We start from the raw sequence: 15,317 nt of genomic DNA, 5'->3' as shown, positions 1-15,317 counted from the left end.
ACATGATACCCTTCCGCTATCATTTGATTTCACTGGCTGCCATATTTGTCGCACTTGGGGTAGGTATCTTGTTAGGAGGGACCGCAGGCCATTCATGGATAACGCAAGGAACAAAAGGCATTCTTTCCAATATGGAAGCAAAGTACGATCGCGCTCTCAAAAGCAACCATGAATTAAGGCAGCAAATAAATCGTTTGCTGAAGGAAGTTGCGCGCAGCAACCAAGAAGTCGTCCAACTCATGAGCATACGCTATGTGGATGAACTTGCAGGAAGCAAGGTGTATGTTTGGCAGGAGGATGGCAACGTTGCTGAACAGATTACGCAACTGATGCATTCAGTAGGCATGGAAGTGATTTCTTATCATGAGGGTAATAATTGGGGAGATGGGGTGCTTTTGGTGGTAGCAAGACAAGCCCCGCTTTGGCTACGGGAAAAACAGGTGAATTCCTGGATACAGGTCGTAGATGTGCCTGACTCTCCCGCAAAACAATGGGCACTTTTGGAGCAAGTGCAAAATAGATTGGCTGAGAGGAAGGGCTCGCGTGAAAAAAGTTAGCGTTGTCATCCCAGCGTTCAACGAACAGGCTTCCATCGGTGATACACTCCTTGCCATCCGTGAACGTTTTTTTTGTGATGAACTAATCGTTGTTGATGATGGCAGTCAAGATGAGACGGCACACATCGCAAGCAAGTGGGCGGATAAGGTGATTCGAGCACCGCGCAATCAAGGGAAAGGTGCAGCTGTTCAATTGGGCTGGAAGTGTGCCAGTGGGGATGTGGTCATGCTTCTCGACGGTGATTTGCGAGACAGCGCAGCAGAAGCCGCACATTTGCTTACGCCTGTGCTACAAGGTGTCTGTGATATGGCGGTAGCTGTTCTGCCACCTCCGCAAGTGAAAGCAGGTCTCGGATTAGCAAAAGGATTGGCCCGTTATGGCATCCGGATGTTGACAGGCTTTGAAGCAAAAGCACCTTTATCGGGACAACGGGCAATACGTCGCGAGCTTCTTGACCGATTGGGGAGTCAGGATAAGGGATTTGGCCTAGAGGTGGGGCTCACTGTCGATGCTTTGCGGGCAGGGTATCGTGTAGCAGAGGTCCCTGTCTTTTTTTCGCATCGTGAAACGAAAAACGATTGGGCAGGCTTCAGTCATCGCGGGAAGGAGTTTGTCGCGATTAGCCGAACGCTATGCTGGAAATGGTGGGAGGGCCAAGAGTGGAAACGAAAATCATGATGCTCATGATGCTCGTCGCGGTCGTTATTCCACTGGTGCTTGACCGTCCGCTGTATAAAATCGGCACGCAAAAGCTCAAAGCTCTGGGGATGAATCGGTTCAATTACGAAGGAGAGCCAGTACTGACAGCAGGGGGGCTTATCCTCGTATGTTCGAGCGTTATAACCGGGATCGCGCTGATCGGAATATTTTTGCTCAGAGGGGTCAAAAGTGAGTTTCTCCTGCACGGTTTATTATTTCTAACAGGTATGATCACAATGGCCTTTTGGGGATGGCGTGATGATCGGGCATCAGATCTAGATGCAAAAGGCTTTCGTGGACATTTTGGCGTGTTATGGCGAGAGAGGCGAATCACCAGCGGGATGTGGAAGTTAATTGGAGGGACAAGCACGGCATTTTGTCTCACTCTATCTCTTTCGGATTCGTTGTGGGCAGGCTTTGTTGCCTTTGGTTTACTTGCGCTCTCACCCAATATCATTAACTTGTTTGATTTGCGGCCTGGACGAGCGATTAAAGTATTTTGGTGCCTGACAGCATTGGCAGGAGCTTTTGGTCTGTGGACAATAGGAGCCAGTACGGCGATGGCAAACTGGATTTTTTTGATCCCTGTCTTCCTTGCAAGTATGCTCATGTTTCCCAATGACGTTGGAGGCAAAATCATGCTCGGAGATACAGGGGCGAATGCCTTGGGTTTTGTAGCAGGCTTTTCCTTTGTCATCGGGACACCGATTTATGTTCAGGCGAGTATGCTCGTGCTTTTCCTGTGTATTCAGATTGCGGCAGAATTTTGCTCGTTTTCCCGCGTGATTGAACAGGTCAGTTGGCTCCGACGACTCGATCAATGGGGGAGAGTTACAGAAGCTGAAAATAAAAAAAACCAGACTGGCTCGTCCGGTTTGGTCTAGTCCTCGTCATCAGGTTCAGGAACCATGAAACGGGGCTGTACGCGATTTTTTTTGCGTTCATGATGGAGAATAAATCCGGCAATAAACCATACAGGGATAGCAAAAGCCAGTATACCTAGAATGAGTTTTCCCCATAAAAATCCTACATCCGGAGAGGCAGAATAAAAAAATGCGTCACGGATTAATTTGATTCCGTACATGGCGATTGCCGCCGGGATTACCATAATTAAGAGTGCAATGATTTTCTGAAATACCAAGGGTTTTCACCCCTTTCTCGAATGCGTAAACAACTACAACAACCACAGTATGGTCATTTCATCATATCGAATGCCAACAGCCTTGTCCACCGTACCTGTTGCACACGAACGAGCGCACGTTAGGGAAGAACGCCTGTCCATCAACGGTTTGTTGGAGTACAATGGTAACGAGTAAGATCGTAAACAGTAGGATCGTAAAGAGGTTGTTCAAAAAGTGAGGGATCTCTCGCATGCACAAGCTGCTCATCGTTGGTGCGGGACGTGGTGGAACAGCACTCCTGCGGATGCTAAACCAGATGGACCGATTACAAGTCGTTGCTGTTGTTGATCAGCGGCCTGACGCCCCAGGCATACTGCTCGCTCAATCATTGGGGATTCCTGTCGATCAGGATTATCAGCCTTATTTGGATGAGGATCTGGATGTCATTTTAGAAGCTACAGGGGACCTGGGGGAGTATGAGCATCTCAGGCGATTAAAGAAAGATAAGACGGTGCTCATCCCGGGAACGTTTACGAGAATCGTCATGAAATTGATTCGGGAACGCGATAAGCTGATTGCAGTCTTGATGCAAAATCAGCGGGAGCGGGAAACGATGCTGAACTCCACGCATGATGCGATTATCGGGGTCAATCGCCAAGGAATTATTACGTTGTTCAACAAAGCCGCAGAGCGATTGATGGGCATCGAGGCGAGTGAAGTGCTGGATACAAAAGTTTCGGAGCGTATACCGAACACTCGGTTACATATCGTATTAAAGACAGGCTCTCCCGAATTGAATCAAGAGCAGGTATTGCCGAACCAGACGCGGATTATTACAAACCGCGTGCCCGTTCGCAACGATCGTGGGGAAGTTGTCGGAGCTGTTGCCATTTTCCGTGATATTACAGAAATCATGGCGTTGGCAGAAGAAGTGACGAACTTGAAGGATTTGCAGAGCATGCTGCAAGCGATTATTCAATCATCGGACGAAGCGATATCAGTCGTTGACCAATACGGGAATGGGCTTTTGATCAACCCGGCCTACACGAGGCTTACGGGTTTTTCGCAAGAAGACATTATCGGAAAACCAGCGACGGTAGACATTTCTGAAGGCGATAGTATGCACATGCAAGTCCTGAAAACGAAGAAGGCAGTGAGAGGCGTCCCTATGAAATTGGGACCAAAGCGCAAGGACGTCGTGGTCAATGTTGCACCGGTTGTCGTCGATGGGGAGATGATAGGAAGCGTTGGCGTCATTCACGATGTCTCCGAATTCAAGCGCCTGACAGAAGAGCTGGAGAGCGCTCGACGTATCATCCGCAATCTGGAGGCAAAATATAGCTTTGCAGACATCATCGGCTATAGCGAGTCCATGCAGCAAGCGATCGAGCAAGCCAAAAAGGCGGCGTCCACACCAGCAACTGTCCTTCTTCGTGGGGAATCGGGAACGGGGAAAGAACTGTTTGCCCACGCCATACATAATGAAAGTGAACGAAAATACAACCAATTTATTCGGGTTAATTGTGCAGCGATCTCAGAGAGCCTCTTGGAGAGTGAGCTTTTCGGTTACGAGGAAGGAGCGTTTACAGGTGCCCGTCGAGGAGGAAAGCGGGGGCTGTTTGAGGAAGCGAGCGGCGGAACCATCTTTTTGGACGAGATCGGCGAGCTATCCATGAGCATGCAGGTCATGCTTTTGCGCGTTCTGCAAGAGCGAGAGGTTGTGCGAGTCGGTGGAACGAAGCCGATCAACATCGATGTTCGCGTCATTGCGGCTACCCATGTGAATTTGGAGGCTGCGATTGGAGCGGGACGTTTCCGTGAAGACCTGTACTATCGTCTCCACGTCGTACCGATTCATATCCCTCCACTCCGACAGCGCTTGGAAGATATTAAGCCGATTGCTATGCATCTGCTACGAAAAGCCAATCTGGAGTACGGAAGAAATGTAGAGGAGCTGCATGAAGAAACATTGCAAATGCTTCTGTCCTATCACTGGCCAGGCAATGTACGCGAGCTAGAGAATGTACTGGGCAGGGCGATGATTCATATGAGGATTAACGAGCGAATCATTATGCCCGAGCATTTACCTCCACTGGAAAGAAGAATCGTCTCGACCAAAAAGGAAGAGGTCCCGCAGGAGGGTTCCACGGGCACCACGTTAAAAGAAGCGGTGGAAAAGGCAGAACGTCAGCACATATTGCGGGAACTGGCAGCAGCCAAAGGAAATCGCACCCTTGCAGCCAAACGCCTCGGAATCGCGATTCGCAGCTTGTACTACAAGATGGAAAAATTGGGCATCATGGATGTGCAGGAAAAGTAAGAAAAGAGACTATGCAAAATATTGCACGCAAATCTTTGCGCGTATATGCAAAAAAATGCAGACTTGACGTAGGGACACTCATTCCGCGTCCTTGTAAATAAAGCGCTTTCATAAGTTTGGTTTTGTTGGCATGACTTTTGCATATACCTCTTGTCGGGAAATTCTCCAAATGGAGCCCACTGTTACGCCAGCTTACCTAAGCGGAAAACGAAAGATACTAGGGAGGTTTCTTCAGTGAACATCTTTGACTACATGCAAAAGTACGATTACGAGCAATTGGTATTTTGCCAAGACGAAAATTCCGGTTTGAAAGCAATCATTTGCATTCATGATACGACATTAGGACCAGCACTCGGTGGTACGCGCATGTGGCCGTATAAAACAGAAGAAGAGGCGATTGTAGACGTACTGCGCCTTGGTCGTGGGATGACTTACAAAAACGCAGCAGCAGGACTGAACATCGGTGGTGGTAAAGCAGTCATCATCGGTGATCCACGCGAGCATAAGAGCGAAGAGCTGTTCCGTGCTTTCGGTCGCTATATTCAAGGTCTGAATGGCCGTTACATCACAGCTGAGGATGTAGGAACAACGGTTGCAGACATGGATATGATCCACTTGGAAACAGATTTCGTAACAGGAGTTTCTCCTGCATTCGGTTCCAGTGGCAATCCATCCCCTGTAACAGCTTACGGTGTCTACCGTGGAATGAAAGCTGCTGCTAAATTGGCGTTTGGTTCCGACTCTCTCTCCGGACGAGTGATTGCTGTACAAGGTGTAGGAAACGTAGCGTATAATCTGTGCCGTCATCTGCATGAAGAAGGCGCGCATTTGATCGTAACGGATATCAATCAAGAAAACGTAGATCGTGCAGTGAACGATTTCGGTGCGAAAGCCGTTGGCGTTAACGAGATCTTTGGCGTAGAGTGCGATATCTTCTCTCCTTGCGCATTGGGTGCGATCATCAACGATGACACGATTCCGCTCTTCAAAGCAAAAGTGATTGCAGGGGCAGCCAACAACCAGCTGAAAGAAGAGAAACACGGCGACCAAATTCACGAAATGGGTCTGATCTACGCACCTGACTACGTGATCAATGCTGGTGGTGTAATCAATGTGGCAGATGAGCTGCAAGGCTATAACCGCGAGCGTGCACTGAAAAAAGTAGAAACGATCTATGACAACATCCTGAAAATTTACGAAATCGCTGAACGTGATGGCATGGCTTCCTACAAAGCTGCTGACCGCATGGCAGAAGAACGCATTGCAAGTGTTGCAAGATCACGTAATACTTTCCTGCAAAACGGCAAGACTGTTTACAAGCGCTAATCTCGTTTCTCTAGTAAGTTCATACTCCTGTCCGCTCTTCGATGGAGGGCGGTCAGGAATACATAAACGATTTTCTTTGAATATTCATATTCTCGTTAATACGCAGGTTAGCTTTCCGAATGAAAGGAGAGATCGTGGTGTCTCAAGAGTTTGATTTAGTCGTCCTCGGGGGAGGTACCGGCGGTTATGTAGCGGCAATCCGCGCTTCCCAATTGGGAATGAAGGTAGCAATCGTGGAAAAAGAAAAGCTCGGTGGTACTTGCTTACACCGTGGTTGCATCCCATCCAAAGCGCTATTGCGCAGTGCAGAAGTATTCTCCACCCTGAAGGAAGCTGACAAATACGGAGTCTCGGCAGGTGCAGTAGGCTATGACTTCACAAAAATACAAGAGCGTAAGCAGGGCATTATCGACCAACTTCATAAAGGGATTCAATACTTGATGAAAAAAGGCAGCATTACTGTCTTTGAAGGCTTTGGAAGAGTGATGGGGCCTTCCATTTTTTCTCCGCAGGCAGGTGCTGTGCGCATTGAAAAGGAAAACGGGGACCAAGAAATGATCGTTCCACGATTCCTAATGCTAGCAACGGGTTCACGTCCACGCACACTTCCAGGTTTGGTCATCGACGGAGCTTATGTGGTAACTAGCGATGAAGCATTGCAGTGGGAGCAATTGCCTGCTTCTGTTGTCATCGTTGGTGGCGGTGTCATCGGGATTGAGTGGGCTTCCATGCTCAATGATTTCGGGGTAGAAGTGACTGTTGTGGAGTACGCCGACCGTATATTGCCGTTTGAGGATGAAGAAGTGAGCAAGGAATTGGCTCGTCTTTTGAAAAAGCGGAAAGTCAACATCGTGACGGGAGCAAAGGTACTGCCTGAATCGTTGGAAAAAGGGGAAGGCAGAGTCTCTATTCAGGCGGAAGTCAAGGATGGAGTCCAAACCTTTGAAGCTGAAAAGGTACTCGTATCAGTAGGACGCCAAGCGAATGTAGAAAACATCGGTTTGGAAGCAACAGAAATCAAAGTCGAGCGCGGAGTAGTCGTGGTTAATGAATTTTTCCAGACTGCAGAGTCCCATATTTATGCGATTGGCGATGTTATTGGTGGTCTGCAATTGGCGCATGTTGCTTCGCATGAAGGAATACTTGCGGTAGAGCACATGGCTGGACAAAACCCGCACCCGATGGATTACACCAAGGTTCCGAAATGTACGTATAGCCGACCTGAAGTCGCAAATGTCGGACTCACTGAAAAAGAAGCAAAAGAGCAAGGCTACGATGTGAAAATCGGCAAGTTCAGCTTTAAGCCGCTGGGCAAAGCGCTGATTCACGGTGAGAATGACGGCTTTGTGAAGTTGGTCGTTGATGCCAAGACGAATGATTTGTTAGGGGTTCACATGATCGGTACACATGTGACAGATATGATTTCTGAAGCGGGCTTGGCCCGTGTACTGGATGCGACTCCGTGGGAGATCGGTCAGACGATTCACCCGCATCCATCTTTATCCGAAGCAATCATGGAGGCAGCTCAGGCTGTCGACGGAAAAGCGATACACAATTAGCAAGGAGGGTATGTAACGATGACAACCAAGCGACATGAGCAAGTGGGATTGACCGATGCGCAAGTCCTTGACATGTATTATTACATGCTATTGGCCAGAAAAATTGACGAGCGCCAATGGCTGTTGAATCGTGCGGGCAAAGTACCGTTCGTGATTTCCTGCCAGGGTCAGGAAGCAGCTCAGGTGGGAGCCGCTTTTGCCATGGAGAAAGACAGAGATTTCTTGTGCCCGTACTATCGCGATCTTGGTTTGGTGCTGGTCTTTGGCCAAACAGCCCGTGATTGTATGTTGTCCGCTTTTGCGAAAGCAGAAGATCCGAATAGCGGTGGTAGACAGATGCCAGGTCACTTCGGTGGCAAGAAGTACAATATTTTGACGGGTTCAAGCCCTGTGACGACCCAAGTCCCACACGCAGTCGGTATGGCTTTGGCGGGTAGAATGAAGCAAGAAGATTTTGTTGTGTATGCTTCGTTCGGAGAAGGCTCCAGCAACCAGGGAGACTTCCACGAAGGTGCGAACTTTGCGGGTGTCCATAAGCTCCCGGTTATCTTTTTCTGCGAAAACAACAAATACGCGATCTCTGTACCACTGAAAAAGCAGTTGGCTTGTGAAAGTGTAGCAGACCGTGCGATCGGTTACGGATTCCCGGGAGTCAGTGTGGACGGAAACGATCCGATTGAAGTATATCGTGTCATGAAAGAAGCGGTTGAACGTGCCCGCAGTGGTCAAGGGCCGACGCTAATCGAAGCCGTTATGTATCGCCTAGTTCCGCACTCTAGCGACGATGACGATCGTGTGTATCGTACGAGAGAAGAAGTGGAAGAAGCGAAGAAAAAGGACCCGTTGATTGTTTTCGCTGAGTATTTGAGAGAGATCGGACTCTTGGATGAACATAAGGAAGCAGATATGCTTGCTCGCGTACAACTAGAAGTGGATGAAGCCACTGAATATGCAGAAAACGCGCCATATCCAACACCAGAATCGACTATGACATACGTATACGGGGAATAAGGGGGGATCTTTTATGGCAGTCATTTCTTTTATTGATGCAATTACAATGGCGATGCGTGAAGAAATGCGTCGTGATTCCAACGTGTTTATCCTCGGAGAAGACGTTGGCGTTCGCGGTGGGGTTTTCCGTGCGACAAACGGATTGATTGAAGAGTTTGGCGAGGAGCGCGTGATTGATACGCCACTGGCTGAATCCGCAATTGTCGGTGTAGGGATTGGTGCGGCCGCTTATGGTATGCGCCCAATCGCAGAAATTCAGTTTGCGGACTTCATCATGCCAGCTGTGAACCAAATTGTCAGTGAGGCGGCGAAAATGCGCTATCGTTCGAACAACGACTGGCATTGCCCGATCACGATTCGTGCCCCATTCGGTGGCGGGGTTCACGGTGCATTATACCACTCACAATCTGTGGAAGCGATGTTCACGAACACTCCTGGTTTGAAAGTAGTAGCACCTTCGACACCTTATGATGCAAAAGGTCTTCTGAAAGCAGCCATTCGCGATGAAGATCCGGTACTCTTTTTCGAGCACAAGCGCTGCTATCGTTTGATCAAGGGCGAAGTGCCTGAGGACGACTACGTTCTGCCGATTGGCAAAGCGGACGTCAAGCGAGAGGGGACAGACATCACAGTGATCTCCTACGGCTTGACTCTGCACTTCGCTCTGCAAGCTGCGGAAAAGCTTGCACAAGAAGGCATCAGCGCCCATGTTCTCGATTTGCGCACACTGTATCCGTTGGACAAAGAAGCGATCGTAGAAGCGGCTTCGAAGACAGGCAAAGTATTGATCGTACACGAGGACAACAAAGAAGGCGGCGTAGGCGGCGAGGTAGCTGCTATTGTAGCGGAGCATTGCCTGTTCGATTTAGATGCACCGATTAAACGTCTTTGTGGTCCAGATGTACCAGCTATGCCATACAGCCCGCCGATGGAAAAATACTTTATGCTGAACCCGGAAAAAGTATTGGAAGCAATGCGCGAGCTGGCCAACTTTTAAGGCGAGGAGGACCAAGGATCATGGCAACGAAAGTACTAATGCCCCAACTCGGAGAGAGCGTGACCGAGGGCACCATCAGCAAATGGTTGGTCAATGTAGGAGACACAGTCAAGAAATACGATTCACTGGCTGAGGTAACGACGGATAAAGTAAACGCAGAGGTTCCTTCTACCGTTTCAGGACGCGTTACGGAGATCGTTGTGCCAGAAGGCGAGACAGTCGCTGTCGGCACATTGATCCTCTATATAGAAGAAAGTGGTGCAGAAGGTGGAACTGCAGCGCCTGCTAGCACGACGGAAACTCCGGCTCCACAAACGCCTGCAACCGAGCAGCCAAAGGCAGCTACACCCGCTGTATCCATTCAACAAGCACCAGTCGTCGATGGGCCAAAACAACGTTATTCACCTGCTGTTGTCATGCTCTCACAGCAACATGGCATTGATTTGTCCCGCGTTGTAGGGACTGGAGCAGGCGGTCGCATTACCCGCAAAGATGTCCAAGCGATTATCGACGCGGGCGGCCAAAAGCCAGCTGAGACAGTAAAGGAAACAGTCGCGCAGGCTCCTGTAGCAGCGGTTGAACAAGCTACTGTCGTTTCAACACCTGCACCGGTAGCACCAGCTACGACTTCGGCTGTTTCCGTAGATATTCCGGTTGCAAGTGGTGATCAAGTTGTACCTGTAACGTCGATTCGTCGTACGATTGCAAACCGGATGGTACAGAGCAAGCATGAAGCTCCACACGCTTGGACGATGGTCGAAGTAGATGTGACCAATCTCGTTAACTTCCGTAATCAGGCAAAAGGCGAATTTGCGAGAAAAGAAGGACTCAACCTCACGTTCCTGCCGTTCTTTATCAAAGCGGTTGTAGAAGCGTTGAAAGAGTTCCCGATGATCAATTCCACATGGGCACATGACAAAATCATTGTGAAAAAGGACATCAACATCTCCATCGCAGTAGCTACGGAAGAGGCTCTCTATGTTCCTGTCATCAAGCATGCTGACCAAAAATCAATTCTTGGCATTGCGAAGGCAGTCGATGATCTGGCAGCACGCACCCGTGCAGGGAAATTGACGATGGATGACATGACAGGCGGGACCTTTACGGTTAACAACACAGGCTCCTTTGGCTCTGTTTTGTCCCAGCCGATTATCAATGCTCCGCAAGCTGCGATTCTTAGTGTCGAATCCATTGTGAAACGCCCTGTCGTCATTAACGACATGATCGCAGTGCGTTCTATGGTTAATCTGTGCATGTCCTTGGATCACCGCGTGCTGGATGGTCTGGTTTGCGGGCGATTCCTGCAGAGTGTGAAACAAAAGCTTGAGAATGTAGGACCGGATACCAAGCTGTACTAGAGTGTCGAAAAACCAGGTCAAGCAAAGACCTGGTTTTTTTGATAAAAGAATCACCAAAAAAATTTTCCAAATGGATCATTTCGTATGTAACTTTTTCCGAGTCATCTTCGTCTTAACAATTGGAGCCAGGAAGTCTCATAAATGACATAGAAATGATTCCCACCTGATAGCATTTGTGGTAGACTGGTAGCGTCATGCTAGAGGGTTTTCCAGATTAACGGTAATTATGGGAGGAAAAACATGGAGAAAAGTAAAAAAGCACTACCAATAGTGCTGGCATCAGCGCTGGCCGCTACACCTTTTGTTGCAGTACCGCAAGCATATGCTATTGAAAAATTGGATGTATCAGCTGACAACGATGGTGCCGGTAAAGAAAGTGACTATGATATTAAATTCACGCTTGAAGAAGACCTGTCGAGTGGAGATACCATCACGGTTGAGTTCGACGATGATTTCGATGTGGATAAAAAGATCAGTAAGAAAGATATTTCCGGAATAGATGTCAAAAAAGTCGAAGTCGATGACAATGAAGTGATTATCACGGTAGATGAGGATTTTGATGAAGGAGATAAAATCTCATTTACCATTAAAAGCGGGATCACCAATCCTGATGATAAAGGTACATATGATGTAAAAGTAGAAACCGAAAATGAGAGCTCTGACACAGACGAAGTTGAGATCAAAAAAAGCAGCTCCAGCAGCAGTAGCAAGTCTAAAAACGATTACAGCGTTACGCTGAGCAGCAAAGCAGCAGGCGATAAAGTAAGCCTCAAGCTCGGCAAAATTTCTCTGAAGGGTAAAGATGAGCTGGAGACGAACTCCACCATTACCGTCACTTTCCCAGAGAAAGGCATGCTGCCTTCGAGCATTGATGAAGACGATGTAAAGGTAAACGGTACGAAAGCGAAATCCGTTAGTGTTAGCGGTAGCTCGGTAGATATCAAGATTCCGAGTGGAGCAGACTCAGATGATTACATTACGTTGGAATTTGACAAAGCTGCTGGCATTGAGAATCCAAGTTCCGGTGACAAATATGTTATCAAAGTGAAATACGATGGTACGACATATGAGTCAGATACATTCGAAATTACGAAAAACGGCTCCAGCTCAAACGCTTCCGACAGCTTTACGGTTAATCTGTCTGATCCAGGAGTAGGAGCTCGCACTAGTTACACGTTTGATGCTGACTTCGGCAGCAAAGAGTTGAAAGAAGATGGAGAACTGATTCTTGAGTTCCCGTCGTCGGATATGGTACCGGGCATTTTGACAGCATCCGACTTCTTGATCAACGGGAAAGCAGCGAGAAAAGCAACTGCAGTCGGAAACAGAGTCGCCTTGGTTGCACCAACAGGCTTCAAAGCGACTAGCAAAGTGAAGGTTGAAGTGACTTACGGAGCGTGGATTTCGAATCCAAAAACGGCTGGCAGCTACACGTTGAAGGCTACTGTTTCCGGAAGAACTTTGGAATCCAAATCCTTCAGCATCGGTGGCTCTTCGGTGACTCCGACGCCAACCAATCCGACGCCTACTAACCCAACAACTCCAGTACCTACACCAAATACTGGTATTAACAATAGCACCGCAACCATCGCATTGACACAAAATGCACTTGGCAAGCAGACGGGTGTAAATGTAGCAATCAAAGGAATGGGTGTTGGTCTGCAAAAGCAGCGTGATTTCATCGAGATCGTATTCCCAGTGGGCTACAAGGTACCGGCTTATATCGCGCCAGCTAACATCTCTGTGAATGGTGTAGGTGCGAATTTCGTTGCAGTTCGTGGACAAAACGTTCTGATTTATCCGTCTCAGGATATTCCTGCGGCAACAAACGCTAATATCGTGATCAATCCAGCAGCGAACATCGTAAACCCTGCTGTGAAAAACACATATAGCATTAGCGTATTTACGTCCGAAGAAAGAGGTTTGTTGTTTTCTCGTATTGTTGGTGTAGGAATGCCTACCCCGGCTCAAACAAAGCCTGTAACGACAACACCACAACAGCCGCAACAACCATCGACTACTATTCCAATGAACTCGGCTGCCTTTAAAGTGAATGCAGCAAACTTCACCCTGCATGGAAAAACGTATCCTCTCTCTGTAGCTCCTTACATTGATGGAAATACGACCATGGTTCCAGCTCAATTCTTTAAAGAAGCACTGGCACTGACTACGCAATGGAACAATTCAAGTGTTGCTGTTATCAGTGGAACCAAAGTCGTGAAGTTTACAGTTGGGTCGAAAACAGCAAAAGTAGGGAAAACAGATATTCAACTGCCAACACCTGTTGTCCTCAAAAACGGCATGCCAATGATTCCAATCCGCACAGTAACGGATAATCTTGGTTACAAAGTTGGCTGGGATGCGAAAACTTCCAGCGTATACGTTTATAAATAAAAACGAGCTGGGACAAAAGAAAAACCCCTTTCCGCTTTTCGGTCGGAAAGGGGTTTTTCATTGTTTTCATCACTCGTTTATTGAAAGTAAAAAAACGTGGGAACGATGAGTGAGAGTATTAGAATGCCGATCAGGATTTTGGCAAAGAGCGATTGGTGTCTCATTCTAATCAAACCTCCTTTCAATGTAGAGGAAATTATCAGGTGATTCTGTAAGTGGCTGTGCTAGAATGAAGAAAAGGATATCATTGGCTTTCTTTTTTTGCCCATGCTGAAATTGTACCGAATTGCAGCCAATGAGACAACCACTTACAAAAGGATGATGATTCATGAGCGCACCGAAAAAAATTGCCCATATTGGCATTGCGGTAAAAAGCTTGGATAAGACGCTTCCCTTTTATACCGAGCAATTGGGATTGGAGTTGGTTGGAACCGAAATCGTAGAGAGCGAACAAGTACAGGTGGCATTTTTAAAGATCGGCGAAAGTCATATTGAATTACTAGAGCCGTTGAGTGATGAGAGTCCGATAGCAAAATTTATGGAAAAGCGGGGCGAAGGCATCCACCACATTGCTTTTGATGTAGATGACGTTACGGCTCGGTTAGCCACATTAAAAGAGCAAGGTGTACCCCTTATTCACGAGATCCCCAAAGCGGGTGCGCATGATGCGTTGATTGGATTTTTGCATCCGAAGGCAGCAAATGGCGTTTTGTATGAGCTGTGCCAATATCCGAAAGAATCATAGGCGTTTACGTAGTAGAAAAAATTTTTTTGCGGTATACTGGAACTTGTGAATATGTACCAAAATCGGGCAGTACAATCAGGAGGTAACGAGTGTGAGTACGATCAACCAAGAGCGTTTGTTAAATGAATTTTTGGAGCTCGTCCAGATTGACAGTGAAACGAAGAACGAAGCAGAGATCAACAAGGTGCTCAAAGAAAAGCTGATTGAGATGGGCTTTACCGTAGAAGAGGATGACGCAGCAGCGAAAACCGGACATGGTGCCAACAATCTGATCGCAACGTTGGAGGGAACTGGAAAAGGTCCAACGATCTTGTTTAGCAGCCATATGGACACGGTCGTACCAGGAAACGGAATCAAGCCTCAAATTCGCGATGGCTACATTTATTCTGATGGAACAACGATCCTCGGTGCAGATGACAAAGCAGGAATCGCGGCGATCTTTGAAGGTATTCGCAGCTTGAAAGAGCAAAACCTGCCACATCCAACGATCCAAGTTGTATTGACTGTGGGAGAAGAGTCCGGACTTGTTGGTTCCCGCGCAATGGATTCCAGCCTGCTGAAGGCAGAGATGGGCTTCATCCTCGATTCGGAAGGTCCAGTTGGAAAAATTACAGTAGCTGGTGCTGGTCAATACCGCATCGTAACCAAAATCCACGGCAAAGCAGCGCATGCAGGTGTGAATCCAGAGGATGGCATCAGTGCTATAACGGTTGCTAGTAAAGCTATTTCCCGTATGCCGTTGGGCCGTATCGATGCAGACACAACAGCAAACATCGGTCGCTTTGAAGGTGGAAAAGCGTACAATATCGTAACGGATTATGTGGAAATTTGGTCCGAGGCTCGCAGCTTGGTAATGGACAAGTTGGAAGCGCAAGTGAAGAAAATGACGACAGCATTTGAAGAAGTGGCAGCTGAGATGGGTGCGACTTGCGAAAATGAGGTTATTTTTATGTACCACGGCTACAAATTCAACGAAGAAACGCCAGTTGTACAAAAAGCGATTGCGGCGGTTAAACGTGTAGACCGCAATCCTGAGCTGGTTGCAAGTGGTGGCGGAAGCGACGGTAACGTATTTAATGGCTACAACGTGCCAAGCGTAAACTTTGCCATTGGCTATGAAGAAATCCATACAAAAAACGAGCGCATGCCAATCGCTGAATTGAACAAAGCGGCTGAGCTAGTGCTTGCTGTTATTGCAGAAGTACAAGAGTAACCTAAAGAGGTCGGAA

Annotated in this window: 13 protein-coding genes; 12 read left to right on the top strand and 1 reads right to left on the bottom strand. The window is 47.8% G+C overall.

The genetic code is table 11. From position 1 onward, the window contains the following. Positions 1 to 2 precede the first annotated feature (2 nt). From HP570_RS13310 to HP570_RS13300, 3 genes are read left to right on the top strand one after another with little or no spacing between them, the layout of a single operon-like run. A complete protein-coding gene (locus HP570_RS13310) occupies positions 3 to 557 on the top strand; it encodes a copper transporter (RefSeq protein ID WP_173603829.1) in 555 nt (184 codons plus the stop codon). After that, positions 544 to 1,236 carry a glycosyltransferase family 2 protein gene (locus HP570_RS13305; RefSeq protein WP_173626029.1) on the top strand — a complete coding sequence of 231 codons (693 nt, stop codon included), beginning with the start codon at positions 544 to 546 and terminating at the stop codon, positions 1,234 to 1,236. The genes HP570_RS13310 and HP570_RS13305 overlap by 14 nt, the downstream gene beginning before the upstream one ends. Then, positions 1,218 to 2,141: a UDP-N-acetylmuramyl pentapeptide phosphotransferase gene (locus tag HP570_RS13300; protein WP_309139194.1), complete on the top strand. Its 924-nt coding sequence runs from the start codon at positions 1,218 to 1,220 to the stop codon at positions 2,139 to 2,141. The genes HP570_RS13305 and HP570_RS13300 overlap by 19 nt, the downstream gene beginning before the upstream one ends. On the opposite strand, the gene HP570_RS13295 is transcribed toward HP570_RS13300, so the two are convergent. Then, on the bottom strand, positions 2,138 to 2,398 hold the full coding sequence (locus HP570_RS13295) for a DUF2627 domain-containing protein (protein ID WP_007720834.1): 261 nt from the start codon (positions 2,396 to 2,398) through the stop codon (positions 2,138 to 2,140). The genes HP570_RS13300 and HP570_RS13295 overlap by 4 nt on opposite strands. 230 nt (positions 2,399 to 2,628) lie before the next feature. Between HP570_RS13295 and HP570_RS13290 the strand changes: the two genes are divergently transcribed. From HP570_RS13290 to HP570_RS13250, 9 genes are all read left to right on the top strand, one after another. Further along, positions 2,629 to 4,698 carry a sigma 54-interacting transcriptional regulator gene (locus HP570_RS13290; protein ID WP_173626027.1) on the top strand — a complete coding sequence of 690 codons (2,070 nt, stop codon included), beginning with the start codon at positions 2,629 to 2,631 and terminating at the stop codon, positions 4,696 to 4,698. A gap of 234 nt (positions 4,699 to 4,932) precedes the next feature. Beyond that, positions 4,933 to 6,024, top strand: a complete 1,092-nt coding sequence (locus HP570_RS13285; protein WP_012686061.1) for a Glu/Leu/Phe/Val dehydrogenase dimerization domain-containing protein — start codon at positions 4,933 to 4,935, stop codon at positions 6,022 to 6,024. Positions 6,025 to 6,161: 137 nt separating this feature from the next. After that, complete coding sequence (gene lpdA / locus HP570_RS13280; protein WP_173626026.1) at positions 6,162 to 7,583, top strand: dihydrolipoyl dehydrogenase; 1,422 nt, start codon at positions 6,162 to 6,164, stop codon at positions 7,581 to 7,583. Positions 7,584 to 7,601: 18 nt separating this feature from the next. Next, positions 7,602 to 8,594, top strand: a complete 993-nt coding sequence (locus HP570_RS13275) for a thiamine pyrophosphate-dependent dehydrogenase E1 component subunit alpha (protein ID WP_012686063.1) — start codon at positions 7,602 to 7,604, stop codon at positions 8,592 to 8,594. A gap of 13 nt (positions 8,595 to 8,607) precedes the next feature. Next, on the top strand, positions 8,608 to 9,591 hold the full coding sequence (locus tag HP570_RS13270; RefSeq protein ID WP_007720847.1) for an alpha-ketoacid dehydrogenase subunit beta: 984 nt from the start codon (positions 8,608 to 8,610) through the stop codon (positions 9,589 to 9,591). A gap of 20 nt (positions 9,592 to 9,611) precedes the next feature. Then, on the top strand, positions 9,612 to 10,949 hold the full coding sequence (locus HP570_RS13265) for a dihydrolipoamide acetyltransferase family protein (RefSeq protein WP_217364619.1): 1,338 nt from the start codon (positions 9,612 to 9,614) through the stop codon (positions 10,947 to 10,949). A 240-nt stretch (positions 10,950 to 11,189) separates the two neighbouring features. Beyond that, positions 11,190 to 13,343 carry a copper amine oxidase N-terminal domain-containing protein gene (locus tag HP570_RS13260; protein WP_173626025.1) on the top strand — a complete coding sequence of 718 codons (2,154 nt, stop codon included), beginning with the start codon at positions 11,190 to 11,192 and terminating at the stop codon, positions 13,341 to 13,343. A gap of 328 nt (positions 13,344 to 13,671) precedes the next feature. Then, positions 13,672 to 14,088 (top strand): methylmalonyl-CoA epimerase, encoded by a 417-nt coding sequence (gene mce, locus HP570_RS13255; RefSeq protein WP_012686066.1) that lies wholly within the window; start codon positions 13,672 to 13,674, stop codon positions 14,086 to 14,088. Positions 14,089 to 14,179: 91 nt separating this feature from the next. Beyond that, positions 14,180 to 15,301 (top strand): M20/M25/M40 family metallo-hydrolase, encoded by a 1,122-nt coding sequence (locus tag HP570_RS13250; protein ID WP_012686067.1) that lies wholly within the window; start codon positions 14,180 to 14,182, stop codon positions 15,299 to 15,301. The last annotated feature ends 16 nt before the right edge of the window (positions 15,302 to 15,317 follow it).

Source organism: Brevibacillus sp. RS1.1, assembly GCF_013284365.1.
Taxonomy (GTDB): Bacteria; Bacillota; Bacilli; order Brevibacillales; family Brevibacillaceae; genus Brevibacillus; species Brevibacillus brevis_D.
Note: the sequence above shows the minus strand (reverse complement) of the source record. Positions and strands in the feature narration are given on the sequence as shown.

Excerpts from the sequence above, each read along its gene's own strand:
- HP570_RS13310 (WP_173603829.1), top strand. The coding sequence starts at position 3 with ATGATACCCTTCCGCTATCATTTGATTTCACTGGCTGCCATATTTGTC.
- HP570_RS13290 (WP_173626027.1), top strand. The coding sequence starts at position 2,629 with ATGCACAAGCTGCTCATCGTTGGTGCGGGACGTGGTGGAACAGCACTC.
- HP570_RS13275 (WP_012686063.1), top strand. The coding sequence starts at position 7,602 with ATGACAACCAAGCGACATGAGCAAGTGGGATTGACCGATGCGCAAGTC.
- HP570_RS13270 (WP_007720847.1), top strand. The coding sequence starts at position 8,608 with ATGGCAGTCATTTCTTTTATTGATGCAATTACAATGGCGATGCGTGAA.
- HP570_RS13265 (WP_217364619.1), top strand. The coding sequence starts at position 9,612 with ATGGCAACGAAAGTACTAATGCCCCAACTCGGAGAGAGCGTGACCGAG.
- HP570_RS13260 (WP_173626025.1), top strand. The coding sequence starts at position 11,190 with ATGGAGAAAAGTAAAAAAGCACTACCAATAGTGCTGGCATCAGCGCTG.
- mce (WP_012686066.1), top strand. The coding sequence starts at position 13,672 with ATGAGCGCACCGAAAAAAATTGCCCATATTGGCATTGCGGTAAAAAGC.